The sequence below is a fragment of the Kitasatospora albolonga genome (assembly GCF_039535905.1).
GTDB classification, from domain to species: Bacteria; Actinomycetota; Actinomycetes; order Streptomycetales; family Streptomycetaceae; genus Kitasatospora; species Kitasatospora albolonga.
Window position 1 is genome coordinate 21,988 of the sequence record NZ_BAAAYB010000033.1, and the last position, 26,176, is coordinate 48,163.

Consider the following 26,176-nt stretch of genomic DNA (forward strand, 5'->3'; position numbering starts at 1 on the left):
CGTCAGCGGATGCCGTGACGGCGCAGGGTGGTGGCCAGGGCGGTGGCGTGCGACGTCACCGCCCTGGCCACCCGTGCGACCTCCTTGTCGGTCGCCGCGGCGGCCGGCATGGAGCAGCTCAGCGCGTCGGTGGCCGGGATGCGGTAGGGCACCGCGGCCGAGACGCAGGTGACGCCGACGGTGCCCTGCTCGCGCTCCAAGGCCCAGCCCCGGTCCCGGACTTCGGCCAGCGTCGCGTCGAGCGCGGCCCGGTCGGTGATGGTCTGCGGGGTGTAGGCGGGCAGCTCGCCGGGGAGCAGGGCGTCCACCTCCTGCTCGGTGAGGTCGGCGAGCAGTGCCTGACCGAGGGCGGTGAGGTGGACGGGCAGCCGGCGGCCGACCCGTGAGACGGCGCGGACGTTCTCGCGCGAGTCGCGGGTGGCGAGGTAGAGCACGTAGGCGTCGTCGCGGCGGGCGAAGTGCACGGTGTAGCCGATCGCGTCGCGCAGCGCCTCCAGTGCCTCCTGGGCGTACGGCAGGGCCGGGTCGCGGTCGAGGTAGGCGGTGCCGGAGAGCAGCGCGTGCGGGCCGACGCCGAAGGCGGAGCCGGTTTCGTCGGCCTCCACCCACTTGAGCTCCCGCAGGGTCCTGACCAGCGCGTGCAGGCTGCTGCGCGGGTAACCGAGGCGCTCCTGCAGGTCGTTGACGGTGAGTCGGGTGGGCGAGGCGGCGAGGGTCTCCAGGATGCGCACGGTGCGTTCCGCGGACTTCACCGTCGCGGCCTCGGGCTGGCCAGTGGCCATCGGTTCTCCATCCACATCCGTGTACCGGGACTGTTGACTCGCATCGTACAGCTGCCCTACTTTCACCTGGCAAGGTTCCACGCACAGAGATATCGTCCACATATGTAGACAGGAACGCCGATGCTCAGCAGAGCCGCACGAGCCTTCGCCGTCTCCCTCGCCGTCACCTTCGCCCTGAGTTCCGTGGCCGCCTGCGGCAGCGACGGCAGCGGGTCCACCGCGTCCGGTGACGACAAGGCCCCCCTGGAGATCTGGGTGCGCAAGCCCCCGGGCTCCAACACCGAGAAGACCCACCAGAAGCTGGCCGCCGACTTCACCGCCGCCACCGGTGTCCCGGCCCACGTCACCGCGCTGTTCGACGACTTCGAGACCAAGCTGCAGCAGGCCGCCGCGCAGAAGAAGCTGCCGGACCTGATCGTCAACGACACCGCGCAGCTGGGCACCCTGGTCAAGCAGGGTCTGGTCCGCCAGGTCGACAAGGGCAGGGTGGCCGGCGGGGACCAGCTGATCCCGCAGGCCTGGGACGCCGCCCGGGCCGCCGACGGCAAGTACTACGGCGTGCCGTTCTCCGCGCAGACCTTCGCCCTGCTGGTCCGCAAGGACTGGCGGGAGAAGCTCGGCCTGGCGCAGCCCACCAGCTGGGACCAACTCGACGCCCTGGCCAGCGCGTTCACCAGCGGAGACCCGGACGGCAACGGCAAGGCCGACACCTACGGCTACGTCGTCCCCGGCAGCACCAAGCGCGGCTACCTGGACTGGTACGCCTCCAGCTTCCTGTGGTCCGCGGGCGGCGACTACTTCACCGGTGAACCCGGCAGCCTCAAGCCCGCGATCGCGGGCGAGCGCTCGGTGGCGGCCGTCGAGCGGCTGAAGAAGCAGTTCTGCACCGACAGGAGCGTGGTCCCCGGCGCGGTCACCGCCGAGACCACCCAGGCGCACCCGCTGTTCGAGACCGGCAAGGGCGGGATCTACCTGACGGGCCCGTACAACATGGCCCGGTTCGACAAGAGCCTCGGCAAGGACAAGTACGAGGTGGTGCCGCTGCCCGCCGGGCCCGGCGGGAAGAGCGCGGTGCTGGCGGAGGGCGAGAACGTCTACCTGATGGCGGGCTCGAAGAACCCCAACGGCCAGCAGAGGTACGCCGAGTACCTGGCCGGGCCGCAGGGGCAGCGGACCGGCATGGCGGGCGACACCGATGGCACCGTGGTCCGCCTCCCGGTGAACCGGACCGTCGACCTGGCGGCCGAGCGCACCGACGCCCGCTGGCAGGTGTTCGACAAGGTGTACCGGGAGGCCGGACGCTACGCCCCGGCGGTCCCCGAGTGGACACCGTTCCGGCAGGCCTCGTCGGAGACGCTCAACGCCGTGGTCGCCGACTGCGGCTCCGACCCCGAGGCCGCCCTCGACAAGCTCGCCTCGACCTTCGCGGCGGAGCTCAAGAAGCAGGGGGCCGGCTCCTGATGGCGGCCACCGGCGTGGACCGCGCACCGAGGCCCGCCCCCGCCGGCCGGAGCCCCCGCCCGGCGGGGGCGCTGCCCGGGCGGCAGGCCCGCCGGTGGTACCGGCGGGGCCGGCCCGCCCTGGTCCCCTGGCTGTTCCTGGCCCCCGCGCTGCTCCTCTTCGCGCTGTTCAAGTTCGTCCCCGCCGGGCGGGCGGTCGCGATGAGCTTCCACGACGTGCGCCCCTACCTGGGCGACCGCTGGGTGGGGGCGGAGAACTACCGTCAGGTGCTCACCGACGACGCCTTCCTGACGGCGGTCTGGCACACCGTGCTGCTGGCGGTGGGTCAGACCGGCGGCTCGGTGCTGGTCGGCCTGGCGCTGGCGCTGCTGCTGGAGGGTCAGGCCCGGCACCTCTGGTTCGTCCGCACGGCCGTCTTCCTGCCGACCGTCGCCGCGATGGCGGTGGTCGCCGAGGTCTGGCGGATCCTCTACTACCCGGCGGCCGACGGGGCGGTGAACACCCTGCTGGGCTGGCTCGGCTCGGGGCCCTCGCAGTTCCTCAACAGCGAGGACAGCGCGCTCGGTTCGGTGATGGCGGTCGGGATCTGGCGCGGCGCCCCCTACGACATGATGATCTTCCTGGCGGCGCTGGCCGGGGTCGACCGGACCCTGTACGAGGCGGCCGCCGTGGACGGCGCGGGCGTCCGGCGCCGGGTGTGGCACGTGACGCTGCCGGCGCTGCGCCCCGCCTTCGCCATCCTGGTCACCCTCGCGGCGATCCGGGGGCTGCGGGTCTTCACCGAGATCTTCCTGCTCACCAACGGCGGGCCCAACGGCTCGACCGACGTGGTGATGACGCTGATCTACCGGCTCGGCCTGGAGCGCAACGAACTCGGCGTCGCCGCTGCCGGATCCGTGGTGCTGCTGGCCGCGACCGTGGTCCTCACACTGGCCGTCCGCGCCCGCCGGGGCGGCAAGGGAAGGGAGTCGCAGTGAACGCCGAACGGACCGGCCGCAGGGCCCGGGTCACCGACACCGCGCTAGGGCTGGACTCCCGTAGAGGGCCGGTGAGTTGGGCCGCGCGGGGCGTCCTGTACCTGGCCCTGGTGCTGGTCTTCGCCGGGCCGCTGCTGGCCCTGGTCTCCAGCGCCTTCTCCAAGGTCACCGACCCGACCTCGCTCACCCTGCTCCCCACCCACCTGACCCTGGCCAACTTCCAGGCCGCCGTCGACCGCGACGTCCTGCTCTACCTCACCAACTCCTTCCTGGTGGTGGGCGGCGGACTGCTGCTGCAGATCGCGGTCAGCGTCAGCGCGGCCTACGCCCTGGCCCGCAAGCGGTTCCGCGGCATGCACCTGGTGCTGCTGCTGGTCCTCAGCACGATGATGCTGCCGGAGGAGGTGCTGGCCATCCCGCTCTCCCTGGTGCTCTCCGACCTGGACCTGGTGGGCAGCCTGTTCGGGATGATCCTCCCGGTCGGGGCCTGGGCCTTCTCCATCCTGGTCACCGCCGAGTTCATGAAGGAGATCCCGGTCGAGCTGGAGGAGGCCGCCCGCCTGGACGGCGCCGGCGACCTGCGGATCTTCTGGTCCGTCATCCTCCCGCTCTGCCGCCCCGCCCTGGGCGTGATCGGCATCTTCGGCTTCACCATGATCTGGGACCAGTACCTGCTCCCGCTGCTGGTGGCCACCGACGCCCGGCAGTTCACCCTGCCCATCGCGCTGCGCACGCTGCGCGCCGACGAGGAGGTCGGGATCGGCGTGCTGCTCGCCTCCTCGCTGCTCGCCCTGCTGCCCAGCGTGCTGGTGTTCCTCGCCATGCAGCGGCAGTTCATGCGCGGCCTCACCTCCGGCGCCGTCAAGGGCTGACGCACGTCAAGGGCTGACGCACCCTCACCCCACCAACCGGCACCACCGACCCAAGGAGACCCCATGTACTCGAACGGGCTGCTGTCCTTCCCACTGACCCCGTTCACCGCGGACGACACCGTCGACCTCCCGGCCTTCGCCGAGCACGTCGAGCGGCAGGTCGCGGCCGGCCCGGACGCGCTCTTCGTCGCCTGCGGCACCGGCGAGTTCACCGCCCTCTCGCACGCCGAGTACCGGGACGTGGTGAGCACCGCCGTCAAGGTGGCCGGCGGCCGCCTGCCGGTGATGGCCGGCTGCGGCGGCGGGCCGCGCGCCGCCCACGAGTTCGCCCGCACCGCCGCCGAGGCCGGTGCCGACGGCCTGCTGCTGCTCCCGCCCTACCTGGTCTCCGCGCCCCCCAGCGGCCTGGTCGACCACGTCCGCTACGTCGCCGGTGCCACCGACCTGCCGGTCACCGTGTACCAGCGCGCCACCGCCGTGCTCGACGAGGCGGCGGCCGTCGCCCTGCTGGACATCCCCACCGTGGCCGGCATCAAGGACGGCCGCGGCGACGTCGACCACATGCTGCGCCTGGTCACCGCCGTCCGGTCCAGCGGCCACCCCCGGGCCGCCGCGTTCGGCTTCCTCAACGGCCTGCCCACCGCCGAACTCTCCGTCCAGGCCTACGAGGCGATCGGCGTGGGCAGTTACTCCTCCGCCGTCCTGTGCTTCGCCCCGGAGATCGCCACCGCCTTCAACCGGGCCGTGCGCAGCGGCGACCAGGCCACCGTCCAGCTGCTGCTCGGCGAGTTCTACCTGCCGTTCGTCGCCCTGCGCGACAAGGTCCCCGGCTACGCGGTCGCGCTGGTGAAGGCCGGGGCCCGGCTCTCCGGCCTCGACCTCGGCACCGTCCGCCCCCCGCTGGTGGACCCCACCCCCGAGCACCTGGAGCAGCTGGCCGGCATCCTGGCCCGCGGCCGCGCCGCCCTCACCGCCGCGGCCACCACCACCGCGGCCGCCTGATGCGGGTCCGCGCGGTGACCGTCACCCCGGTCGCCTTCCCCGACCCGGCGCTGCTCAACTCGGCCGGTGTGCACCAGCCCTGGGCGCTGCGCGCGATCGTCCAGCTGGACTGCGGCGACGGCCTCACCGGCCTCGGCGAGACCTACGGCGACGCCTCCCACCTGGAGCTCCTGCGCACCGTCGCACCCGCCCTGGTCGGCCTCGACCCCTTCCACACCAACGACCTGCTGCGCCGGACCACCCGGGCGCTCGGCGGCACCGACGCACCCGACCGGCACGGCCTGACCGGTGGCTCCAGCCCGCAGAAGACCGCGCTCAAGGTGGTGAGCCCGTTCGAGGTCGCCTGCCTGGACCTGCAGGGCCGGATCACCGGCCGGCCGGTGGCCGACCTGCTGGGCGGCCCGGTCCGCGACCAAGTCCCGTACTCCGGCTACCTGTTCTACAAGTGGGCGGGCCACCCGGGCGAGCCGGAGGACGAGTGGGGCCCGGCGCTCGACCCGGACGGGATCGTCGCTCAGGCCCGCCTGATGGTCGAGCGGTACGGCTTCGGCTCGCTCAAGCTCAAGGGCGGCGTCCTCCCGCCGGAGCAGGAGATCGAGGCGGTCCGGGCGCTGCGCGAGGCCTTCCCCGCCCACCCGCTCCGACTGGACCCCAACGCGGCCTGGACGGTGGAGACTTCGCGCAAGGTCGCGGCCGACACGGCGGGCCTGCTGGAGTACCTGGAGGACCCGACCCCCGGCATCCCCGGGATGGCCGAGGTGGCTCGGGAGGCGCCGATGCCGCTGGCCACCAACATGTGCGTGGTCGCCCCCGACGACCTCGCCCCGGGCTTCGCCGCGGGGGCGGTCGGGGTGGTGCTCGCCGACCACCACTACTGGGGCGGGCTGCGCCGCTCGGCCGAGCTCGCCGCGATCTGTCGCACCTGGGGCGTCGGCGTCTCCATGCACTCCAACAGCCACCTGGGCATCAGCCTGGCCGCCATGACCCACCTCGGCGCGGCGCTCCCCGAACTGAGCTACGCCGCCGACACCCACACCCCCTGGCAACTCGGCACCGACGTGGTGGCGGATCCACTGCCGATCGTCGACGGCGCGGTGCGGGTGCCCGCGGGGCCCGGGCTCGGCGTCGAGCTCGACCCGGACGCGCTGGCCCGGCTGCACGAGAACTACCTGCGCTGCGGGATCCGGGAACGCGACGACACCGGTTACCGGCAGCAGTTCGAGCCCGACTTCCGCAAGCGGAGGCCCCGTTGGTGAACCACCCGACCGTCTCCGTGCACGCCTACCCGTGGGACGTCCTCGGCGATCCGGCCTTCGCCGACCGCTTCCGCGCCTGCGGTGCCGACGCGGTCACGCTGGCCCTCAGCTACCACTCCACCCGGGCGGCCACCCCGCTCCACCCGGAGCGCTCCTTCGTCGACGCCCGGTACGCCGCGCTCTACCGGCCGCTGCGGCCCGAGGCCTGGGCCGGCCACCGGCTCACCCCGCTCGCCGCGGACTGGATGGCGCAGCCCGACCCGGCCGGCGTGGCGGTGGAGGTCCTCGCGGCCGAGGGGATCCCGGTCAACGCCTGGATCGTCCTCGCCCACAACTCCCGCCTCGGGTACCTGAACCCGGCCGTGTCCGTGGTCAACTGCCACGGCGAGCACTACCCGTACGCGCTCTGCCCCTCCCACGAACCGGTCCGGCAGCACTGCGCGACCCTGGCCGCGGAGGCCCTGCACGGGCTGCCGGGCGAGGCGGTCCGGACGGTGTCGCTGGAGTCGGCGGGCCAGCTCGGCGCCGTCCACCTGGGATGCCACGAGAAGAGCGACGGCGCCTACCCGCCGGAGGCCCTGCGGGCGCTCTCCGTCTGCTGCTGCGGGGCCTGCCGCCACGGCTGGCGCCGGCACGGCCTGGACGAGGAGAAGACGGTGGAGCTGCTGCGCGGCACCGCCCGCGGCGGCGGCCCGCTGCCGGAGGAGACCGCGGCCGCCCTGCTGGCGGTCCGTCAGGCGGCCACCGACGGACTGCTCGGAAGGGTGACGGCCGCCGTCCGTGCCGCGGCGCCCGGGGCGTCCCTAACCCTGCACGCCCACCCGGACCCGTGGGCCACCGGCCCCTCCCCGGGCCTGACCGCGAGCGCGGCCGGCCAGGTCGACGCCCTGCTGGTGCCGTGCTGGCCGACCGGGGAGGCCAGCGCGGACCTGGTCCGCGCGGCGGCCACCACGGGCACCGCCGTCGACGCCTACGTCACCGCGCTCCCGCCCGCCGACCCCGACGCCCTGGCCGCGCACGTCCGGGGCCTGCGCGAGGCGGGCGCGAGCCGGCTCAGCCTCTACCACCTCGGCCTGCTGCCGGGGCACCGTCAGCACCTCCTGGCCGAGCTGGCCCAGGAGTTCCGATCGACTCCCGCCCGACCGGAGGGCCCACCGCGATGACCGAGCCCCGCACCGTCCTGCTCACCGGCGCCGCCGGTGGAGTCGCCGCCCACCTGCGGGCCCGGCTGCCCGCCCTGGGCCACCGGCTGCGCCTGGCGGACGTCCGGCCCCTCGCCGACGCACCCGCCTCCCTCGCCTTCGACCTGCGCGACCCGGACGCCGTCCGCGAGGCCGTGCGCGGGGTGGACGCCGTGGTGCACCTCGGGGGAATCTCCCTGGAGGACACCTTCGAGAACATCCTGGGCGCCAACGTCCAGGGCACGTACCACCTCTACGAGGCCGTCCGGGCCGAGGGCGTCCGCCGGGTGGTGGTGGCCGGCAGCAACCACGCGGTCGGGTTCACCCCGCTGCCCGCCCCGGGGAGCGGCGACCTGATCGGCGCGGACGCGCCGCAGCGGCCCGACACCAACTACGGCCTCTCCAAGGCCTTCGCCGAGAACCTCGCCTCGCTCTACGCCGACCGGCACGGCATCGAGACGGTGACCATCCGGATCGGGTCCTGCTTCGAGGAGCCGCGCTCGGTCCGGATGCTCTCCACCTGGCTGAGCCCGGGCGACTGCGCCCGCCTGGTGCACGCCGCGCTCACCGCCCCCCTCGCACCCCCGCTCGCCCGGCACACCGTCGTCAACGGCATCAGCGCCAACACCCGCGCCTGGTGGGACCTGAGCACGGCCCGCGCGATCGGCTACCGGCCGCAGGACGACGCCGAGGAGTACGCCGAGAAGGTGCTGGCCGTGCACGGCCCGCTCGACCCCGGCCACGTGGACGCCCGGCTGATCGGCGGTCACTTCACCGAGCTGGAACCCCCGCGCGCCTGACCCGCGCCCGATGACCCGAGGGAGTCCCATGGAAACCAAGGCAGTTGAGCCGCAGCCGGTCCGCACCTCCGACCCGAGGACCGGCTCGCCCGGGGCGGTGGTGGCCGCCGAGGCGGGCCCGGCCGAGGTCGACCGGGCCGTCCGGGCCGCCGCCGCGGCCCTCCCCGCGCTGGCCGACCGCGCGGTGCGGTCCGCGCTGCTGCGCGCCGCCGCCGACGGGCTGGAGGCGGCGGCCGCGCAGGTGGTCGCCGCCGCCGACGCCGAGACCGCGCTCGGCCCGGCCCGGCTGGCCGGTGAACTCGCCCGCACCACCTACCAGTTGAGGGAGTTTGCCGGGCAGGTGGAGAAGGCCGCGTTCCTGGACGTGGCGATCGACCACGCCGATCCCGCCCTGAACCGCCCCGACCTGCGTCGGATGAAGGTCCCGCTGGGCGTGGTCGCGGTCTTCTCGGCCAGCAACTTCCCGCTCGCCTTCAGCGTGCCCGGCGGCGACACCGCCAGTGCCCTGGCGGCCGGCTGCCCGGTGGTGGTCAAGGCCCACCCGGACCACCCGGCCACCAGCGAGCTCTGCGCGGGCCTGCTGCGCCGGGCGGCGGCCCGATTCGGCCTGCCGGAGGGGGTGGTGGGCCTGGTGCACGGCTTCGAGGCCGGGCCGGAGCTGGTCCGGCACCCGCTGGTGGCGGCGGTCGGCTTCACCGGCTCGGTGCGCGGCGGGCGGGCCCTGCACGACATCGCCGCCGCCCGGCCGGTGCCGATCCCCTTCCACGGCGAGCTCGGCTCGCTCAACCCGGTGGTGGTCACCGAACGGGCCGCCGCCACCCGGGCGGAGGAGATCGGCGCCGGGCTCGCCGCCTCCTTCACGCTCGGCAGCGGCCAGTTCTGCGTCAAGCCCGGCCTGGTCCTGGTCCCGGCCGGGGCGGACCGACTGGAGGAGGCGGTGGTCGCGGCGGCCGCCGCGACCGGGGCGGGGCCGCTGCTGGACCGCCGGATGCGGGAGGCGTTCCTGACGGGTGTCGGGCGCCGGGCCGCGGTGCCGGGCGTCAGGGTGCTGCTGGCAGCCGGCCCGGCACCGGTCGAGGGGGCCGGCCTCGCGGTCCGCGCCGGGGTGCTGGCGGTGGACGCGGCGGAGCTGACCGAGGAGCTCCGGGAGGAGTGCTTCGGCCCGGTGACCGTCCTGGTCCGCTACCGGGACCGGGCCGAACTGGAGTCGGTGCTGGGCCGGTTGGCCGGGAACCTGACCGCGACCGTCCAGCTGGCGGCCGACGAGCGCGGACCGGAGGCGGCCGCCCTGCTGGAGCGCCTGCGCCCCTTGGCGGGCCGTCTGGTGGTGGACCAGTGGCCGACCGGCGTGGCGGTCGCCCCCGCGATGCACCACGGCGGCCCGTACCCGGCCACCACCTCCGGCTCCACCTCCGTCGGCGCCACCGCGGTCGAGCGCTGGCTGCGCCCGGTGGTCTACCAGAACACCCCGCCCGAACTGCTCCCGCCGGAGCTGCTGGACGGCAATCCGCTCGGCGTCCCGCAGCGCGTCACCGGCGCAATACCGCCTGGTCGGTGAGGGGGTCAAGTACTTCGACCGGTCGGGTAATTGAACGGTTTCGGTCGTTCTTGGACACGGTCTGATCAAGATGGCCGGGTAAGGATGGCCTTCTTTGGCGGCTCACCGTCAAGCTCTGTCGCAGCTCTTCACAGCTACCCCGACTGGAGTCAGAGTGAGCCCCACCTCCTCTCAGCGCCGCCACCTCGCGGCCGGAGCCATCGCGGTCACCGCCGCGCTCGTCGCCGTCACCTTCCAGACCGGAGCGGCGACCGCCGCCTCCGGCCGTGACGCGGCGATAGCCGACGCCAAGGCCAACGTCGCCCACAACCCCGGAGTCTTCGGCTTCGGCGCGGGCCAGGACCTGGTCGTCAAGGACGTCATCGTCGACGCGGACGGCACCCAGCACGTCCGCTTCGACCGCACCTACCAGGGCCTGCCGGTCGTCGGCGGCGACCTGGTGGTGCATCAGAACGCGCACGGCAAGCTGCTCGACAAGTCGGCCGGCAAGGCCCACGACCCCAAGGTCAAGTCGACCAAGCCGGCCGTCCCCGCCCAGGCCAGCGCCGCCCACGCCCTCGGCCAGGCCGAGGGCATCACGGCCGCCACCTCCACCCCGGAGCTGATCATCTGGGCTGCCGACGGCACCCCGCGGCTGGCCTGGCGCACCACCGTCGCGGGCGTGGGCGACCACGGCCAGCCGGCCGGGAAGATCGTGGTCACCGACGCCGGCAGCGGCGAGCAGATCGAGGCCTACGCCGCCGAGCACCAGGCCGTCGGCACCGGGCACTCGGAGTACACCGGCGACGTCTCCATCGACACCACCGCGCAGACCTCCGGCGGCTACGCGCTGATCGACCCGACCCGCGGCCACGTCACCAAGGACGCCAAGAACGTCTCGTCCTCCTCGATCAACGCGAGCTCCGGCACGCTGTTCACCGACGCGGACAACGTCTGGGGCGACGGGAGGAAGTTCTCCACCGACCGCTCCACCGCCGCCGTCGACGCCCACGCCAACACGGCCTGGACGTACGACTACTACAAGAACACCTTCAACCGCCGGGGCATCAAGAACGACGGCAAGGGCGCCACCGTCTTCGTCCACGTCGGCACCAAGTGGGACAACGCCCAGTGGTCCGACAGCTGCTTCTGCATGATGACCGGCGACGGCGACGGCGTCACCGACCCGGAGCAGGTCGACCTCGACACCATGGGCCACGAGATGACCCACGGCGTCACCAGCGCCACCGCCAACCTGCGCTACAGCGGTGAGTCCGGCGGCCTCAACGAGGCCACCAGCGACATCTTCGGCACCATGGTCGAGTGGTACGCCAACAACGCGGTGGACAAGGGCGACTACCTGTTCAGCGACCAGTCCACCCCGCCGTGGCTGCGCCGGATGGACAAGCCCTCGCTCGACGGCCGCTCGGCCGACTGCTGGACCCGCAAGGTCGGCCAGCTCGACGTGCACAACTCCTCGGGCGTGGGCAACCACTGGTTCTACCTGGCCAGCGAGGGCAGCGGCAGCAAGACCGTCAACGGCGTCACCTACAACAGCCCGACCTGCAACGGCTCGACCGTGACCGGCATCGGCAACCAGAAGGTGGCCGCGGTCTGGTACCGCGCGCTGACCGTCTACATGACCTCCACCACGGACTACAAGGGCGCCCGCACCGCGTCCCTGAACGCCGCGAAGGACCTGTACGGCACCGGCAGCGCCGAGTACAACGCGGTGGCCGCGGCCTGGAGCGCCGTCAGCGTCGGCTGACCCGAAGGGCCCTGAGGCCCCGACAGCGCCTGCGGGCCGAGCCTCCGGGCTCGGCCCGCGGGGGCTCCGTCATGCCGCGTCGAAGGTGACCCGGGGCAGCCGCTCGCGGGCCGAGCGGTCGAGCAGGGTGACGGAGGCGGTCTCCGGAGCGGCCGCCGCCCCGTGCGCGCGCAGGGCGCGGACCAGCCGGCCGAGACCGCGGTCGTGCTGGGCGAAGGTGCGGCGCGGGGCCGAGCGGCCCCGGGCTCGCTGGCCGGTCAGGGCCTCGGCGCTGCCGACGTCGAGGATGACCAGGTGGAGTTCGCGGCCCTGGGGTGCGAGCAGCCGGGCCAGGTGACGGCGCAGCCAGGAGCGGCTGCCGCAGTCGTGGACCAGGAGTTCGGCGCCGTCGCGCGCGCTGGTGTGCAGCCGGTGGAAGTGCCGCAGCCGGGCCCAGGGCCGGTAGACCGGGTAGGGGAGCCAGGCGGGCATCACGGCCTCGCAGGCCAGGTGGGTGGTGCGCGGGTCTATCACCGGGGCGGCGGCCGCCCACTGGTGGAGCGCGGTGCTCTTGCCGCTGCCCGGCAGGCCGGAGACGACGACCACCGCGCCGGGCGGGTAGGTGAGGGCACGGGGGACGGCGCCGCCGCCGCGCAGGTCGACCAGGCCGCGCGGGCGCAGACCGGCCGGTGCGCGCCGGGCGGTCGCGGCGGTCCGGGGGTCCTCGAGGTCATGCGGCACGGGGATCAGTCCTGTTGGGCGGGCGTATCGGGCATTTACAGCGACGTAAATTAGCACGGGGCGGTTGCGGTGCTCCGGGCGTCCGGGCGGTGCCGCCGCGTTTCAATCTACAGTGTTGTAGATTCGCAGGAACGTACGGTGCCCGTGGGTCGACCTGCGGGCAGGACACACCTGGAGGGGCGACGTGGGAGTCACGCTGGCCAAGGGCGGCAACGTCTCACTGACGAAGGAGGCGCCCGGCCTGACCTCGGTCATCGTCGGACTGGGCTGGGACGTGCGCACCACGACGGGTGCCGACCACGACCTGGACGCCAGCGCGATCCTCTGCGACGCGCAGGGGCGGGTCCTGACGGACCAGCACTTCGTCTTCTTCAACAACCTGCGCAGCCCGGACGGTTCGGTCGAGCACAGCGGCGACAACCTCACCGGCGGCGGGGACGGCGACGACGAGCAGATCAAGGTCGACCTCGCCACGGTGCCCGCGGCGGTGGCGAAGGTGGTCTTCCCGGTCTCCATCTACGACGCGGACAGCCGCAACCAGAGCTTCGGCCAGGTCCGCAACGCCTTCATCCGGGTGGTGAACCAGGCGGACGGCCGCGAGATCGCGCGCTACGACCTGACGGAGGACGCCTCCACCGAGACCGCCATGATCTTCGGCGAGCTCTACCGGCACGGCGCCGAGTGGAAGTTCCGCGCCATCGGCCAGGGGTACGCCTCCGGCCTGCGCGGCATCGCCCTGGACTACGGGGTCAACGTCGGCTGACGCGCGGGAGGGCGGGCCGGGACCTGGAGGTGTCCGGCCCGCCGCTTGTCAGGTCCGCCCGTGGGCATCTACAGCTCTGTAGAGTTTTTCGGATCCGGGCCGAGGAGGGCGAACCATGACGGACGGTCAGCAGAAGAGTGCCTGGCAGCCTCCGGAGGAGGAGGTCGAGCCCGCCTACCAGCCGGTCGAGGTCGACTTCGCCGACGGCGACTGGGCGGTCGGGCGGATCAACGCCTGGTGGCGCCCGGCCCACGGCCAGTCCTGGTGCCGCGTACGGCTGTTGGGGCGCGGCGAGGAACCGCGCTGGATGCCGTTCGACCCCGACCGCCTCGTGCTGCTCCCCGCTTCGGGGATCTGACGGGGCGGCCGGGGCCGGGTGGTCGTCGGCGCTCTCCGGCGCCCGGTCAGCCGATCAGCTGGAGGGCGGCCAGCGCGCCGATGCCGCCGAGACCGGCGAACACCGGCATCAGGACCTTGAGTTCGACCCAGCTGCCGGCCCGGAAGCGCATCGGCTTCGGCGGGCCGATCGGGTACCAGCGCTTGCGCCCGATCGGGATCGGCCACAGCACCGGGCAGCCGGAGACGGTCAGCGCGTCACCGATGCAGTGCACCAACGCGCCCAGGGCGACGGGGAGTCCGACCCACATGTACTCCTGGCCGGCGCCCTCGAACAGCCAGCCGGATCCGTTGCCGGGCCGGTCCAGCACCTCGGCCAGCATCCAGGCGCCGGCCGCGCCGAGCAGCCAGACCAGCACGTCGCTGGAGGCCCGCGCGTGACGCCACAGCAGGCCCTCGATCGCCAGCACCATGTGCACGAAGAGCACCGCGAGCACGCCCCAACGGCCGCCGTAGACGCAGGCCGCGGCCGCTCCGGCGCCGCACAGCAGCGCCCAGGGCCAGGTGTGGGTGAGGGTGCGGTGGCCGCCGGAGCGGCGCGGGTCGGCCTTCGTCCGGGTGGCCTTGTAGGTGGCGTACGAGAGCCTGTCGATGATCTCGCAGAGCGTGCGGGAGACCGGCCCGAAGGCCCGGGATATCGTCGCGGCCTTGTGGTCGAGGTCCGGGGCGAGGGCCGCCCCGGCGCAGATCAGCGCTCCGGCGAGCAGGACCGGCCAGGGCATCGGCTGGTCCAGGAGGGCCGCGGCGGCGCCCACTCCGAGCCAGGCGGCGGCGCCCGACAGCGAGTGCGCTGGTCCCATCATGCTGGTGTCCCCCTCGGCCCGCCGGTGCGGGCTGGTACGTGCGTTCGGTTTCATCGCAGCATACGGCAGACGATCTTCACGGTGGCCTCGGCGGGTGCCCGCGTGGTCAACCCGGTGAAGGCGGCCCGCCACTCGGCCGGGTGACGGTCGGTCGGTCCTCGGTGTCCGAACGGCCTGTCGGCGGAAGGGGGTTGGCCCGCGCGGGGTACCGTGCTCGGGCCGAGGGCGGCGTGAGGGGGTTCGGTGGTGTTCAGACGGCTTCGCGGTCGGCTCCGGTACTGGTTCGACGGCACGATGGACCGGGGCACCCCGGCCCTGATCGGCTGGCTCGGGCTCGCCTCGGTGCTGCTGATCGCTCTGGTCTCCACCTCGGTGGTGCTGCTCACCGACACCGACGCGGAGAGCAACGGCGGTTGGCCCGGCGTGGCCTGGATGAGCCTGCTGCGCACCCTGGACCCGGGCACCATGGGCGGCGACACCGGAGGGCCGCTCTTCCTCTTCCTGATGCTGGTGGTGACCATCGGCGGCATCTTCATCGTCAGCGCGCTGATCGGCGTGCTCACCACCGGACTCGACCAGCGCATCCGGCAGTTGCGCAAGGGCCGCTCCCCGCTGATCGAGAGCGGGCACACCATCGTGCTCGGCTGGTCGGACCAGGTCTTCACGGTGATCGGGGAGCTGGTGGAGGCCAACCAGAGCGAGCGGCGCTCCTGCGTGGTGGTGCTGGCCGACCAGGACAAGGTGGCGATGGAGGAGGCGATCCGCTCCCGGATCGCCGACACCGGGCGCACCCGGGTCATCTGCCGTTCCGGAAACCCGCTGGTGCGCGGTGAGTTGGAGCTGGTCAGCCCCGACACGGCCCGGTCGATCCTGGTGCTGCCGCCGGTCGGCGACGACGGCGACATCGACGTGGTGAAGATCCTGCTGCTGCTCAGCGGCCGCGCCTGGGGGCCGGCCCGCCCCGGGCTGGTCGCCGCGGTGCAGGACTCGGAGAACCTGCCGGCGGCCCGACTGGCCGCCGGGGAGGGCGCGTTGGTGATCGACGGGGACGACATCGCGGTGCGGCTGATCGCCCAGGCGCACCGGCAGCGCGGCCTGTCGAGTGTGCTGAACGAGCTGCTGAGCTTCGTCGGCAACGAGTTCTACCTGCGGGCCGAGCCCTCGCTCGCCGGATCGACCTACGGCGAGGCACTGCACGCCTACGAGGTCGGCGCACTGGCCGGGCTGTGCCGGAGTGCCGGTGAGGTGCTGCTCAACCCGCCGATGGGGACGGTGATCACCGCCGAGGACGAGCTGATCGTGGTCGCCGAGGACGACCTGATGATCCGCCTCGGCCACGGGAGGCCGCCCGTGGCCGAGGCGGCGATCACCTCCGCGCCGCGCCAACGCCGGGTGCCCGACCGGACCCTGGTGGTCGGCCAGAACTCCCGCTCGACGAAGCTGATCCGGCTGCTGGACAGCTTCGTCGAGCCTGGCTCGGTGCTGGACGTGGCCGCTCCCTGGGAGCCGCGGGAGACCGTCCGCGACCTCGCCAACCTGACCGTGGGGCACCGCCGTTGCGAGCCGACCAAGCGCTCCTCGCTGGAGGCGCTCGGCCTCGGCGACTACCAGCACGTGGTGGTTCTCAGCGACGAGACGGTGGCGCCCGACGCGGCGGACGACCGCACCCTGGTGACCCTGCTCCACCTGCGCGACATCGAGGACGGCCTCGGTGACCCGTACTCGATCGTCACCGAGATGAACGACGACGCGAACCGGGAGGTGGCCCAGGTCACCAAGGCCGACGACTTCATCGTCTCCACCAAGGTGATCACCCTGCTGCTGACCCAGCTGGCCGAGAACCCCAAACTGCACGCGGTCTTCACCGACCTGTTCGACCCCGACAGTTCGGAGATCTACCTGAAGCCGGCCGCCGACTACCTCCGCCCCGGCCACCCGGCCGACTTCACCACCCTGGTCGAGGCGGCGCGCCGGCGGAACGAGACCGCCATCGGCTACTGGCGGGCGGACCGCAGCCACGAACCGCCCTCCTACGGGGTCTTCCTCAACCCGGCGCGGGGCGCACCGCTGCTGCTCGGCGCGCAGGACGCGGTGGTGGTGCTGGCGGAGCGCTGAGCCCGCGTCAGGTGTCGGACTCCGGACTCTGGACTCCGGGCTCCGGGGCCCGGGCTCCGGGCTCCGGGCCCCGGGCCCCGGGCTCCGGGCTCCGGGCTCCGGGCCCCGGGCCTCCGGGATCAGACCGCGAAGCCGCCGTCGACGTCGAGCTCGGCGCCGGTGACGTAGCGGGCGCCCTCGCCGGCCAGGTACGCGACGGCGTCCGCCACCTCGGCGGGGGTGCCGAAGCGGCCGAGGGCGGTGAAGCCGTGCTGGAACGCGGCCGACTCGCCGTCGGCCGGGTTCATGTCGGTGTCGACCGGGCCGGGGTGGACCAGGTTGACGGTGATGCCGCGCGGGCCGAGCTCGCGGGCCAGGGCCTTGGTGAGTCCGGACAGCGCGGCCTTGCTGGTGGCGTAGAGCGAGCTGCCGGGGAAGGCGGTGCGCCGGGCCATGCAGCTGCCGATGCCGACGATCCGTCCGCCCTCGCCCAGGTGCTCGGCGGCGGCCTGGGCGTAGAGGTACGGCGCCCGGACGTTCACCGCCAGCACCCGGTCGACCTGGTCCGCCGTCATCTCCCCGATCGGGCCCACGGCGCCGACCCCGGCGTTGTTGACCAGCACGTCCAGCCGCCCGAACCGCCCGGCCACCGCCGCCACCGCGGCGCGCACGGCCTCCGGGTCGGCACTGTCGGCGCGGACGGCCAGCGCGCTGCGGCCCATCGCGGTGATCTTCGCGGCCACCGCCTCGGCCGCCTCGGGCGAGCCCTGGTGGGTCAGCGCGACGTGGGCGCCCTCCTCGGCCAGCCGCAGCGCCACCGCCGCCCCGATGCCGCGGCTGCCGCCGGTCACCAGCGCCACCTTGCCGTCGAGCGCCGTCACACCGTTGGTCATCGTGGTCTCCTTCGAACTTCCCGTTCCGGTCTCGGACATGACTCGATCCTCGGCCAGGGCGCCCGGTGGAGCTGGCGGTAATCCGACGTGGCGTTGAACGTTCAACGATTGGGGTCAGGGTCAGGGTCGGGGGCGGGGTCGGGGTCGGGGTCCGCGCGGAGGGGGAAGGCCATCAGGCTGACGCCGACCGGTTCGGTGCCCGGGGTGCGGGCGGGGCGGGCGGCGGCGTGCAGTTCGAGCGCCAGGGCGGCCAGGCGGCTCCTGACGTCCCGCCAGGTCTCGGGGTCGACCCAGAGTTCGGCGTCGACGGTCACGCCCTCGGCCGCCGGGGCACGCCGGGCGGCCCGCTCCCGGAGGGTGAGCGCCATGGTCTCGGCCAGCAGGGGATCGGCGTCCTGGCGGTCGGAGAGGGGGGTGCCCCGGACGGTGCGGTAGCGGCGCTCCTTGCCGCCGCGCCGGGTGCGCTCCTCGGCCAGCTCGACCAGGCCGGCCCCGTCCAGGCGGCGCAGGTGCTGGCTGGCCAGGGCGTGCGAGACCGCCAGCTCGCGGGCCAGCTCGGCGGCCGACATCGGCCCCGGCCACATCAGGCTGAGCATCCGCAGCCGCAGCGGATGGGCGAGTGCGCGCAGGACGGGATCGGTCTCGGTCATGGACGCCAGTAAACCGCGTGGGGGTGGCAGGGCCGCGATCGGCGCTACCCCCAAGCAAATGATTGGAGGTAGGGTGTGCCGCTGATCGCCGTACGTCGAGGGGGAACTGATGGGCCGACAGTTGAGGGCCGTCCTGCGCGACCGCGAGGCCGCGCTCTACCTGGGAGGGGTCGTCGTCTCCGGATTCGGTGACACGGCCATGGCGCTGGCGGCCGGGGTCTGGGTCAAGACGCTCACCGGATCGGACGCGCTCGCGGCCTTCGTCGGCTTCGGACTGTGGCTGCCCACCCTGTTCGGCCCGCTGATCGGGCCCCTGGCCGACCGGGTCCGGCGCCGGCCGCTGCTGGTCGCGGTCCACCTGGCCCTCGCGGTGGTGATGACCGCGCCGCTGGCCGTGCGCACCGCGGACGACGTCTGGCTGCTGTTCGCGGTGCTGGTGGCGGTCGGCGGGGGAGTGGTGCTCGCCGACGCGGCCGAGAGCGCCTTGGTCGCCACGGTGGTGCCCGAGGAGCTCCGGGGCGACTTCAACGGCCTGCTGTACACCTCGATGGAGGGCATGAAGCTGATCGCGCCACCGGTCGGGGCCGCGCTGTTCACCGCCTTCGGCGGCCCGGCCGTGGCCGCCCTGGACGCCTGCACCTTCCTGCTGGCCGCGGCCGCCTACCGCCTCCTGCGGGTGAGCGAGGCGCGGCCCGCCGCGCGCGAGCGACGGGACTGGAGGGCCGAGACCGCCGAGGGTGCGCGGTTCCTGTGGCGGCACCCCGTGCTGCGCCCGCTGGTCCTCACCGGCGGGGCGGCCATGCTGCTGGCGGGGCTGAGCAGTTCGGCCACCTTCGCGCTGATCGACTCCGGCCTGGGGCGAGGTCCCGCGTTCTCCGGCGTGCTGATGCCGGTCCAGGGAGCCGGATCGGTGGTGGCCGGGCTGGCGGCGGGGGCGCTGATGCGGCGGCTGCCCGAGCGCGCCTTCGCCGCCGCCGGGCTCGCCCTCTTCGCCCTCGGGGTGCTGGCCCGGGCCACCCCGTGGCTGCCGGTGGTCCTCGGCGGCAGCCTGGCCATCGGGCTCGGGCTCCCCTGCGCGCTGGTCGTCGCCATGACGGCCGTTCAGCGCGAGACCCCCGGCGAGCTGTTGGGCCGGGTGGCGGCCACCGCCAACACCCTGCTGTTCGCCCCGACCGGCCTCGCCCTGCTCGTCGGCGGGGCGATGGTGGCGGGCCTGGACTACCGGGTCCAGACCGTCCTCGCCGGGACGGCCGGGCTGGTGGTCGCGGGCGCGCTGGCGTTCACCGGGAGGCGGGCGCGCCGCGCGGGCGCGGGTGCGGACGCCGGAGACTCCCGGCATGAGGAGCAGGACCGGGCGGCTTCGGGCGCCTTCTGATCCGACCGGGATCGTTCGGGTGGCCTGGCCCGGGGATCGAGTGTGTGCTCCTCCGGCTCGGTGCTCGTCCTCGTCCGGCCCGGTTCCGGTCCCGGGGCTCCGCGAACCGGCCCGGCCGTGCGGTGACGTGGCGTCAGAGGCGGCGCCAGCGGGCGGTGGCGTAGGAGAAGAGGCCGAAGAGCAGCAGACCGGCGGCGACCAGGGCCAGCAGCCACGGGCCGGCGGGGGTGGCGGCGAAGGTGCGGAGGGTGTCGTCGACCCCCTTGGCGCGGCCGGGGTCGAAGCGGATGGCGGCCAGCAGCAGGAAGAGCCCGACCGCCGCGAAGACGACGCCCCGCGCCGTGGTGCCGGCGACCCCGACGGCCGTGACGGCGGTGCGGGTGCGGGAGGCCATCGCGGTGGTGTCGAGCTTGTCGAGGAACTTCCGCAGCAGGCCGCGGACGGCGGCACCGACGGCGACGCCGATCACCACCAGTCCGGCCGCGCCGACCAGGTAGCGGCCGCCCGGCTCGCCCAGCAGGGTGGCCGTCCAGTCGCGGGACTTGGTGTCGCTGCTCTCGGAGGCACCCGCCCCGGCCGCGAACGCGGCGGTCGCCCAGCAGACGGCGGCGTAGAAGACGGCCCGCCCGGCGTTGAGGATCCGGCCGGCCGTCCGGTGCTTCCCCCGGCCGCCGTCCAGGGCCTCCGTGGCGCGCCAGAGCGTCATGCAGGCGAAGCCGGCGGCCAACAGCCAGAGCGCGGCCCGGCCGAACGGCTGCTCCGACACGTGCTGCAGCGCCCCTTGCCGGTCGGCCTCCTCGGAGCCGTCGCCACCGAAGGCGATCCGCAGCGCCAGGTAGCCGACCAGCAGGTACACGGTGCCGCGTGCGACGAAGCCCGCCCGCCCGGACGCGCGCACCCACCGGTCGGCGCGCCGGCGCGTCCGGTTCCCGTCCTGCGATCCGTCAGCCACCGTGAGCCCTCCGTCGCGTCGACCTCCGCCGCACCGTGCGGTGTCCGCGCGTATGCCCGGAACCGCCCTCGCCATGCCCGGCCGGAGGTGGTGCCGACGACGGGTCCGTCCACGCCCCCTTCGGTGACGGCCGGGGGCGGGCATCCGCTCCGGGTCGCCGCCCGCAACGGCGCCTGGCTCGCGCGGTCCTTCCTGGTCGCCCACCTGATCGCCGGTCAGCTGACGACCACCGCCACCGCCCGGACCGTGAGCATCCTGCTCCTGGCTCCGGCGATCGGCCTGCTGCTCCGCCTGAGCACCAAGGGCCCGGGCCTCCTCCGGCGGCAGGGGCGCTGAACCCGTCCGACCGTCCTACCGGCCCGCTCCCTCCCGGAGCGGGCCGGTTCTTTTTGCGCCCCGACGAATGAAATTTGCGTCTAACTGCACGAGTATTGCGTACTGATGTCGCCCTGATTACGCTTCAGTCGCCCGCCACGGGTGCGGAGTTGACGAGGACGACCGGTCGAAGGAGAAGCGAATGGGTCTCACGCGGCGCACGTTCCTGCAGGCGGCCACAGCAGCCGGGGTCGCCGGGGCGGTCGGGCTCGGCGAGGGGGCACTCGCCGGGCCGGCCGCCGCCGCGGTGAGCGGCCCCGGGGACGTGGTCGGGAAGGTGACCGTCGGGTACCAGGGGTGGTTCGCCTGCGCGGGCGACGGGGCGCCGGTGAACGGGTGGTGGCACTGGGCGCAGAACTGGGGGCAGGTGCCGTCCGCCGCCAACCGGGCGATCGTCGCGTGGCCGGACGTCCGCGACTACCCGAGGACCTACGGCACGGCCTTCGCCAACCTGGGGAACGGGCAGCCGGCTTCGCTGTTCTCCTCCTACGACCAGTCGACGGTGTACGTGCACTTCCGCTGGATGCGGGAGTACGGCATCGACACCGCCGCGCTCCAGCGCTTCAACCCGACCGGCGGCGAGGGCCCGACCCGCGACGCGATGGCCGGCAAGGTGCGGTCGGCGGCCGAGGCGCAGGGCGTGAAGTTCTACGTGATGTACGACGTCTCCGACTGGACGACCATGCAGACCGACATCAAGGCGGACTGGACGGGCAAGATGCGCGCCCACACCGGCTCGGCCGCGTACGCGCGGCAGAACGGGAAGCCGGTGGTGTGCATCTGGGGCTTCGGCTTCAACGACGGCCAGCGACCGTTCGGCCCGGACGCCTGCCTGGACGTGGTCAACTGGTTCAAGGCGCAGGGGTGTTACGTCATCGGCGGGGTGCCGACCTGGTGGCGCACCGGCGACCGGGACTCCCGGCCCGGGTTCACCGGGGTCTACCACGCCTTCGACATGCTCTCGCCGTGGATGGTCGGCCGGATCGGCAACGCCGCCGACGCCGACAACTTCTACAACGTGGCGACCGTGCCCGACCTGGCGGACTGCACCGCGCGCGGCGTCGACTACCAGCCCTGTGTGCTGCCCGGCGGCGTGGGTGACCGCCAGCGCGCCCACGGCGACTTCATGTGGCGTCAGTTCTACAACATGGCCCGGGCGGGCGTGGCCTCCGCGTACGTCTCGATGTTCGACGAGTACAACGAGGGCAACCAGATCGCCAAGACCGCCGAATCCCAGGCCTGGGTACCGGCCGGCTCCGGCTTCCTCGCCCTGGACGAGGACGGCACCGCCTGCTCCTCCGACTACTACCTGCGGCTGACCGGGGACGGCGGCCGGATGCTCAAGGGGCAGCTCGCCGTCACCGCGACCCGGCCGACCCCGCCGGTGGCCGGGGGCGGCGACACCGTGCCGCCCACCGCCCCCGGGAACCTCCGGGTCACCGCCGTCACCGACAGCTCGGTCGCCCTGGCCTGGACGGCCGCCACCGACAACGTCGGCGTCACCGGCTACCGGGTGCGGCGGATCACCGGCACCACGGCGGTGCCGGTCGCCACCGTCGCCGGGAACGTGACCTCGTACACCGTCAACGGCCTCACCCCCGCCACCGGTTACACCTTCGACGTGCAGGCGCTCGACGCGGCGGGCGCGGTCTCGGCGCCCTCGGGGCAGGTCTCGGCGACCACCGCGACGGGTGGCGGCCCCGAGGTCGACCTGGCCCTGAACCGGCCCACCTCGGAGAGCAGCCACACCCAGGTCTACGGCTCGGGCAACGCGGTCGACGGCAACCCCGCCAGTTACTGGGAGAGCGCCAACAACGCCTTCCCGCAGTGGCTCCAGGTCGATCTGGGCACCGTGGCCGGGGTGCGCCGGATCGTGCTGACGCTGCCCCCGTTCGCGGCCTGGTCGACCAGGAGCCAGACGGTCGCGGTGAGCGGCAGCACCGACGGCGCCGCCTTCACCCAGCTGCTGCCGGCCACCGCCCGCACCTTCGACCCCGCCACCGGCAACACCGTCACCCTGACCCTCCCGGCAGCCGTCGCCACCCGCCACCTCCGGCTCACCTTCACCGCCAACACCGGCTGGCCGGCGGGCCAGGTCTCGGGGTTCCAGGTCTACGGCGGCTGAGCGGGGACTTCGGACCCGTCCGCCGGGCCCTCGGTCGTCCGTACGGTTTCACGGCGCGACGGTGGCGGGGTCGCCTGGGAGAAGTGACCCGACCGGTTACCGAGCTCCGGCCCGGTGGGCCTGACCGAGCGTCAGGCCCACCGGGCCTCTTCGCTTCCTCACTTCCAGACGGCGAAGGCCTCGTCGTCCTTGCGGCGCAGCAGGCCGCCCTTGACCCACTCGACCTTCGAGGGGGTGGCGGTGGAGCCCGTGGCGGAGAGGTAGACCATGCAGCCCTCGTAACTCTCGCCCGCTCCCGCCGCCTTGAACTTGGCCGAGTCGTGCGAGTCGAGGCACTTGTCGAACTTCGGCGCCTCCTTGTAGCTGAGCTTGCCGTCCGCCCCGACCACCGGCTCCGGGAAGGCGGCCATGATGCTCAGCCGGGTCAGCAGGTCGCCGTCGGCCGTGACGTCGAAGGAGGGGCCGGTCACGTCCCCGGCAGCGGTCTTGGTCACCTTGTAGTGCAGGTAGTAGGGCGTGCGGCCCTGGTACTTGGACGCGTCCTTGAGCACGGAGAGGTCGGCGGTCGCCCCGGCGACCACCCGCTCCACGCTGACCTCGATGTTGTCCTTCTTGGCGCCGCTGCCGTAGGACAGCTCCTGGGTGTCGGAGCAGCCGGTGAGCAGCAGCGCGGCGGTGGCGGTGCCGAGGACGGCAACTGCGGTGCGGTGGTTCATGGTTCCCCCTGTGGCTGTGGTCGAGCGGGACGTTTCTACCGCAGGTCGGCGGCCGCGCGCTCGCACCGGGCGCGGGCGGAGATGAGGATCACATGTCAGGCGCGCGGCCCGGCCGGTGGCGTCAGGTGAGGTGATCCGGCGTCAGCAGGACGCTGTGGACGCCCCGGAGGTTCCCCTCCGGGCCGCCGGTCAGCTCCGCGACGATCACCGCGACGGCGTGCACCGGGACGGTGTCGGGGGCGACGTAGACCGGGGCGCCCAGGTCGAGGGAGCCTGGGCCGTACAGGGTGAGGACAGGCTCGCGCTCCGACGGCGTCTCCAGCCGGTCGACGGTGAGGTCGGCGGCGGTGGTGAGGTCGAGCACCAAGGTGCCGTCCGGGTGCGGGGGTTGCCGGGCGACGGTCAGGGAGAGGTGGGCTCCGTCGGCGTCCTCGGTCATCATCGTGGTCCTCGTTCCTCGGTGCGGTGCGACGGCCTCACGGTAGGGGGGTCCCACCGACGGCGGAGGCCGGTGCGCGGGGTCTGTCGGAGCGGTCTGTCGGAGGGGTCTGGGACAATCCTGGAGGCTCGTCAACTCTGCTGTAGATCAAGCCAGTTGGAAGCTTCACCGGATCGTGTGGGATTGCCGCCGAGCTGCCGACAGGGCCCCCGTCGGCCTCCTACGGTGGGACTCCCAGCGAGAGGACCCCCTCCGGGGAGTGAGGAGCACCGCTTGTCCGGCATGCAGACCTCGAAGGGCGCCGCCACCGAGGAGACGGGAGGGACGGGAGAGGGGGACGAGGAGGTCCGCTCCCGCTTCCCCGGTGACGGGCCGCAGGAGTTCGTCGAGTCGATGTCCACCGTCGCGATGGTCCGGCGGCTGCCCCAACTGGTGCGCCGGGCACTGGGCCTGGCCTGGGAGGCCGACCGGGCCGCGACGGCGTGGCTGCTGGTGTGTCAGGTGCTGTCTGGCGTCTTCGAGGCACTCGCGCTGTACGCGACCACCGGGACGCTGGCCGCGCTGCTGGCCCCCGGCCCGGTCGGCGAGCACCTGCGGGCCGCCGCGCCCTCGTTGACGCTGCTGGTGGTGTCGGCCGGGCTGCGGGCCGTGCTGGCCATCGCGGTGGTGGGGCTGTCCGGCCGGGTCTCGCCGAGGATCAACCGGGAGGCCGACCTGGCGCTGCTCGCGGCGGGCTGCTCCGCCGAGTTGAGCGCCTACGACGAACCGGCCTACTCGGACCGCTGGGAGGCCGCCGACCGCGGCGCGGCCACCACCCCCGACCTGCTCTCCAGCGCGCAGGACGTGATCGCCGCGACCATCTCGCTGATCGCGGCCGCCGGCGTGCTGGTCACCCTGGACTGGCGGATCGTCCCGTTCCTGCTGCTGGGCTCGGTGCCGACCGGCGTCGCCGCCGTCCGCACCGCCCGGATCCACTACCTCGCCTCCCGCTCCACCAACGAGGAGCGGCAGGCCCTGCGGGTCTACCGCTGGTACCTGATCGACAAGGGCCGTGCGGACCAGGTCCGTTCGGACCAGGTCACCCCGTTCATGATGGGCAAGTACCGGCGGGTCGAGGCGCGGATCGCCGCCGCGACCGACCGGGCCACCCGGGAGGCCGCCCGGGTCTCGCTCTGGGCCGCCCTGGGCACCGGCGCAGGCAGCGCCCTGATCTGGGGCACCCTGCTCTACCTGGTCGCCTCCGGCCGGATCGACCTCGCCGTGGCGGGCGGCGCGGTCTTCGCGATCCGCACCGCGACCGGGGGCGTGCAGGGCATGGTCGGCAACGGCACCCGGCTCTACCGGATGGGGCTCTACCTGGACGACTACTTCACCTTCCTGGACGAGGCGGGCGGCTACCGGATCCGTCGCGGCACCGCCGTCCCGGGTGCGCCGAAGTCCGTCGAGGTCCGGGGCCTGACCCACCGTTACCCCGGCGACCAGCAGGAGCCCGCACTGCGGGACGTGGACCTCACCCTGCGCTCCGGCGAGATCGTGGCCGTCATCGGCCAGAACGGCAGCGGCAAGACCACCCTGCTGAAACTCCTCTCCGGCCTGCTGCTGCCGCAGACCGGCACCATCACCTGGGACGGCGTGCCGGTCGAGGCGATGGACGCCGAGGCCCTCTGGTCGCGGGTCGCCCGGGTCCCGCAGGAGTTCGCCCGGTGGCCGCTCTCCGCCGCCGAGAACGTCCACCTCGGGCACGGCGAGGCGGACGTGATGGCCGCCGTCCGGGAGGCCGCCGCCCGGACCGGCTTCGACGAGACGGTGGACCGGCTCCGCTCCGGCTGGCGCACCCTGCTCGCCCAGGGCTGGCTCGGCGGAGCCGAGTTGTCCGGCGGAGGCTGGCAACGGGCCGCCGTGGCACGGGCCCTGTACCGCACCACCCGCAACCCCGGTCTGCTCGTCCTGGACGAACCGACCAGCGACCTCGACCCGCGCGCCGAGCACAAGATCCTGCACGCCCTGCGCGCCTTCGCCCCCGGCCGCATCACCCTGCTGGTCACCCACAACGTCACCAACGCCGCCCTCGCGGACCGGGTGGTCGTGATGGACGCCGGCCGGATCGTCCAGAGCGGCGCGTGGTCCGAACTCGCCGCCGAGCCGGGCCTGTTCCGCGAACTCCTCGACCTCCAACGCGACCGCGCCGTCCCGGCGCCCCGGGCGTCCGAGGAGTAGCGGGCGCGGGGTGGCGGACGGC

At 73.7% G+C, this 26,176-nt stretch carries 24 protein-coding genes; 16 read left to right on the forward strand and 8 right to left on the reverse strand.

Annotated elements, in window-relative coordinates; translation table 11 throughout:
• Nucleotides 1-2: 2 nt before the first annotated feature.
• Complete coding sequence (locus tag ABD946_RS08255; protein WP_345281529.1) at nt 3-782, reverse strand: IclR family transcriptional regulator; 780 nt, start codon at nt 780-782, stop codon at nt 3-5.
• A 120-nt stretch (nt 783-902) separates the two neighbouring features.
• On the opposite strand from ABD946_RS08255, the gene ABD946_RS08260 reads away from it, so the two are divergent.
• From ABD946_RS08260 to ABD946_RS08300, 9 genes are all read left to right on the forward strand, one after another.
• Nucleotides 903-2,243 (forward strand): sugar ABC transporter substrate-binding protein, encoded by a 1,341-nt coding sequence (locus ABD946_RS08260; protein WP_345281531.1) that lies wholly within the window; start codon nt 903-905, stop codon nt 2,241-2,243.
• Nucleotides 2,243-3,220, forward strand: coding sequence for a carbohydrate ABC transporter permease (locus ABD946_RS08265; RefSeq protein ID WP_345281533.1), 978 nt, complete (start codon nt 2,243-2,245; stop codon nt 3,218-3,220). The genes ABD946_RS08260 and ABD946_RS08265 overlap by 1 nt, the downstream gene beginning before the upstream one ends.
• A complete protein-coding gene (locus ABD946_RS08270) occupies nt 3,217-4,092 on the forward strand; it encodes a carbohydrate ABC transporter permease (protein WP_345281535.1) in 876 nt (291 codons plus the stop codon). The genes ABD946_RS08265 and ABD946_RS08270 overlap by 4 nt, the downstream gene beginning before the upstream one ends.
• A gap of 63 nt (nt 4,093-4,155) precedes the next feature.
• A complete protein-coding gene (locus ABD946_RS08275; RefSeq protein ID WP_345281537.1) occupies nt 4,156-5,094 on the forward strand; it encodes a 5-dehydro-4-deoxyglucarate dehydratase in 939 nt (312 codons plus the stop codon).
• Nucleotides 5,094-6,350, forward strand: a complete 1,257-nt coding sequence (locus ABD946_RS08280) for a glucarate dehydratase family protein (protein ID WP_345281539.1) — start codon at nt 5,094-5,096, stop codon at nt 6,348-6,350. The genes ABD946_RS08275 and ABD946_RS08280 overlap by 1 nt, the downstream gene beginning before the upstream one ends.
• Nucleotides 6,347-7,513: a hypothetical protein gene (locus ABD946_RS08285; RefSeq protein WP_345281541.1), complete on the forward strand. Its 1,167-nt coding sequence runs from the start codon at nt 6,347-6,349 to the stop codon at nt 7,511-7,513. Before ABD946_RS08280 ends, ABD946_RS08285 begins: the two co-directional genes overlap by 4 nt.
• Nucleotides 7,510-8,331: an NAD-dependent epimerase/dehydratase family protein gene (locus ABD946_RS08290; RefSeq protein ID WP_345281543.1), complete on the forward strand. Its 822-nt coding sequence runs from the start codon at nt 7,510-7,512 to the stop codon at nt 8,329-8,331. Before ABD946_RS08285 ends, ABD946_RS08290 begins: the two co-directional genes overlap by 4 nt.
• Nucleotides 8,332-8,359: 28 nt before the next feature.
• On the forward strand, nt 8,360-9,889 hold the full coding sequence (locus ABD946_RS08295) for an aldehyde dehydrogenase (NADP(+)) (RefSeq protein WP_345281544.1): 1,530 nt from the start codon (nt 8,360-8,362) through the stop codon (nt 9,887-9,889).
• A 154-nt stretch (nt 9,890-10,043) separates the two neighbouring features.
• Nucleotides 10,044-11,636 carry a M4 family metallopeptidase gene (locus tag ABD946_RS08300; protein WP_345281546.1) on the forward strand — a complete coding sequence of 531 codons (1,593 nt, stop codon included), beginning with the start codon at nt 10,044-10,046 and terminating at the stop codon, nt 11,634-11,636.
• Between the two features lie 69 nt (nt 11,637-11,705).
• On the opposite strand, the gene ABD946_RS08305 is transcribed toward ABD946_RS08300, so the two are convergent.
• Nucleotides 11,706-12,356, reverse strand: coding sequence for an AAA family ATPase (locus tag ABD946_RS08305; RefSeq protein ID WP_345281548.1), 651 nt, complete (start codon nt 12,354-12,356; stop codon nt 11,706-11,708).
• Nucleotides 12,357-12,540: 184 nt separating this feature from the next.
• Between ABD946_RS08305 and ABD946_RS08310 the strand changes: the two genes are divergently transcribed.
• Nucleotides 12,541-13,119, forward strand: coding sequence for a TerD family protein (locus ABD946_RS08310; RefSeq protein WP_345281550.1), 579 nt, complete (start codon nt 12,541-12,543; stop codon nt 13,117-13,119).
• A gap of 115 nt (nt 13,120-13,234) precedes the next feature.
• Nucleotides 13,235-13,477 (forward strand): hypothetical protein, encoded by a 243-nt coding sequence (locus ABD946_RS08315; RefSeq protein WP_345281551.1) that lies wholly within the window; start codon nt 13,235-13,237, stop codon nt 13,475-13,477.
• A 46-nt stretch (nt 13,478-13,523) separates the two neighbouring features.
• Here the strand turns inward: ABD946_RS08315 and ABD946_RS08320 are convergent, their stop codons facing one another.
• The gene (locus ABD946_RS08320) at nt 13,524-14,318 is read right to left on the reverse strand and encodes a metal-dependent hydrolase (RefSeq protein WP_345281552.1); all 795 of its coding nucleotides are present in this window, start codon (nt 14,316-14,318) and stop codon (nt 13,524-13,526) included.
• 246 nt (nt 14,319-14,564) lie between these two features.
• Between ABD946_RS08320 and ABD946_RS08325 the strand changes: the two genes are divergently transcribed.
• Nucleotides 14,565-16,433 carry a CASTOR/POLLUX-related putative ion channel gene (locus tag ABD946_RS08325; RefSeq protein ID WP_345281554.1) on the forward strand — a complete coding sequence of 623 codons (1,869 nt, stop codon included), beginning with the start codon at nt 14,565-14,567 and terminating at the stop codon, nt 16,431-16,433.
• Between the two features lie 119 nt (nt 16,434-16,552).
• On the opposite strand, the gene ABD946_RS08330 is transcribed toward ABD946_RS08325, so the two are convergent.
• The gene (locus tag ABD946_RS08330) at nt 16,553-17,344 is read right to left on the reverse strand and encodes an SDR family NAD(P)-dependent oxidoreductase (protein WP_345281556.1); all 792 of its coding nucleotides are present in this window, start codon (nt 17,342-17,344) and stop codon (nt 16,553-16,555) included.
• 62 nt (nt 17,345-17,406) lie between these two features.
• The gene (locus ABD946_RS08335; protein ID WP_345281558.1) at nt 17,407-17,955 is read right to left on the reverse strand and encodes an ArsR/SmtB family transcription factor; all 549 of its coding nucleotides are present in this window, start codon (nt 17,953-17,955) and stop codon (nt 17,407-17,409) included.
• A 109-nt stretch (nt 17,956-18,064) separates the two neighbouring features.
• Between ABD946_RS08335 and ABD946_RS08340 the strand changes: the two genes are divergently transcribed.
• Entirely contained in the window at nt 18,065-19,330 is a 1,266-nt protein-coding gene (locus ABD946_RS08340) for an MFS transporter (RefSeq protein ID WP_345281560.1), read from the forward strand.
• A 133-nt stretch (nt 19,331-19,463) separates the two neighbouring features.
• On the opposite strand, the gene ABD946_RS08345 is transcribed toward ABD946_RS08340, so the two are convergent.
• Nucleotides 19,464-20,282: a DUF1206 domain-containing protein gene (locus ABD946_RS08345; protein ID WP_345281562.1), complete on the reverse strand. Its 819-nt coding sequence runs from the start codon at nt 20,280-20,282 to the stop codon at nt 19,464-19,466.
• Nucleotides 20,283-20,405: 123 nt separating this feature from the next.
• Here ABD946_RS08345 and ABD946_RS08350 point away from each other — a divergent pair, with 123 nt between their 5' ends.
• Both ABD946_RS08350 and ABD946_RS08355 read left to right on the forward strand, forming a co-directional pair.
• Nucleotides 20,406-20,618, forward strand: coding sequence for a hypothetical protein (locus ABD946_RS08350; protein ID WP_345281564.1), 213 nt, complete (start codon nt 20,406-20,408; stop codon nt 20,616-20,618).
• A gap of 181 nt (nt 20,619-20,799) precedes the next feature.
• Complete coding sequence (locus tag ABD946_RS08355) at nt 20,800-22,782, forward strand: discoidin domain-containing protein (protein ID WP_345281565.1); 1,983 nt, start codon at nt 20,800-20,802, stop codon at nt 22,780-22,782.
• A 158-nt stretch (nt 22,783-22,940) separates the two neighbouring features.
• Here the strand turns inward: ABD946_RS08355 and ABD946_RS08360 are convergent, their stop codons facing one another.
• Both ABD946_RS08360 and ABD946_RS08365 read right to left on the reverse strand, forming a co-directional pair.
• The gene (locus ABD946_RS08360) at nt 22,941-23,498 is read right to left on the reverse strand and encodes a hypothetical protein (RefSeq protein ID WP_345281567.1); all 558 of its coding nucleotides are present in this window, start codon (nt 23,496-23,498) and stop codon (nt 22,941-22,943) included.
• Nucleotides 23,499-23,619: 121 nt separating this feature from the next.
• A complete protein-coding gene (locus ABD946_RS08365) occupies nt 23,620-23,940 on the reverse strand; it encodes a hypothetical protein (protein WP_345281569.1) in 321 nt (106 codons plus the stop codon).
• A gap of 279 nt (nt 23,941-24,219) precedes the next feature.
• Here ABD946_RS08365 and ABD946_RS08370 point away from each other — a divergent pair, with 279 nt between their 5' ends.
• Nucleotides 24,220-26,154: an ATP-binding cassette domain-containing protein gene (locus ABD946_RS08370; RefSeq protein ID WP_345281649.1), complete on the forward strand. Its 1,935-nt coding sequence runs from the start codon at nt 24,220-24,222 to the stop codon at nt 26,152-26,154.
• Nucleotides 26,155-26,176: the final 22 nt, after the last annotated feature.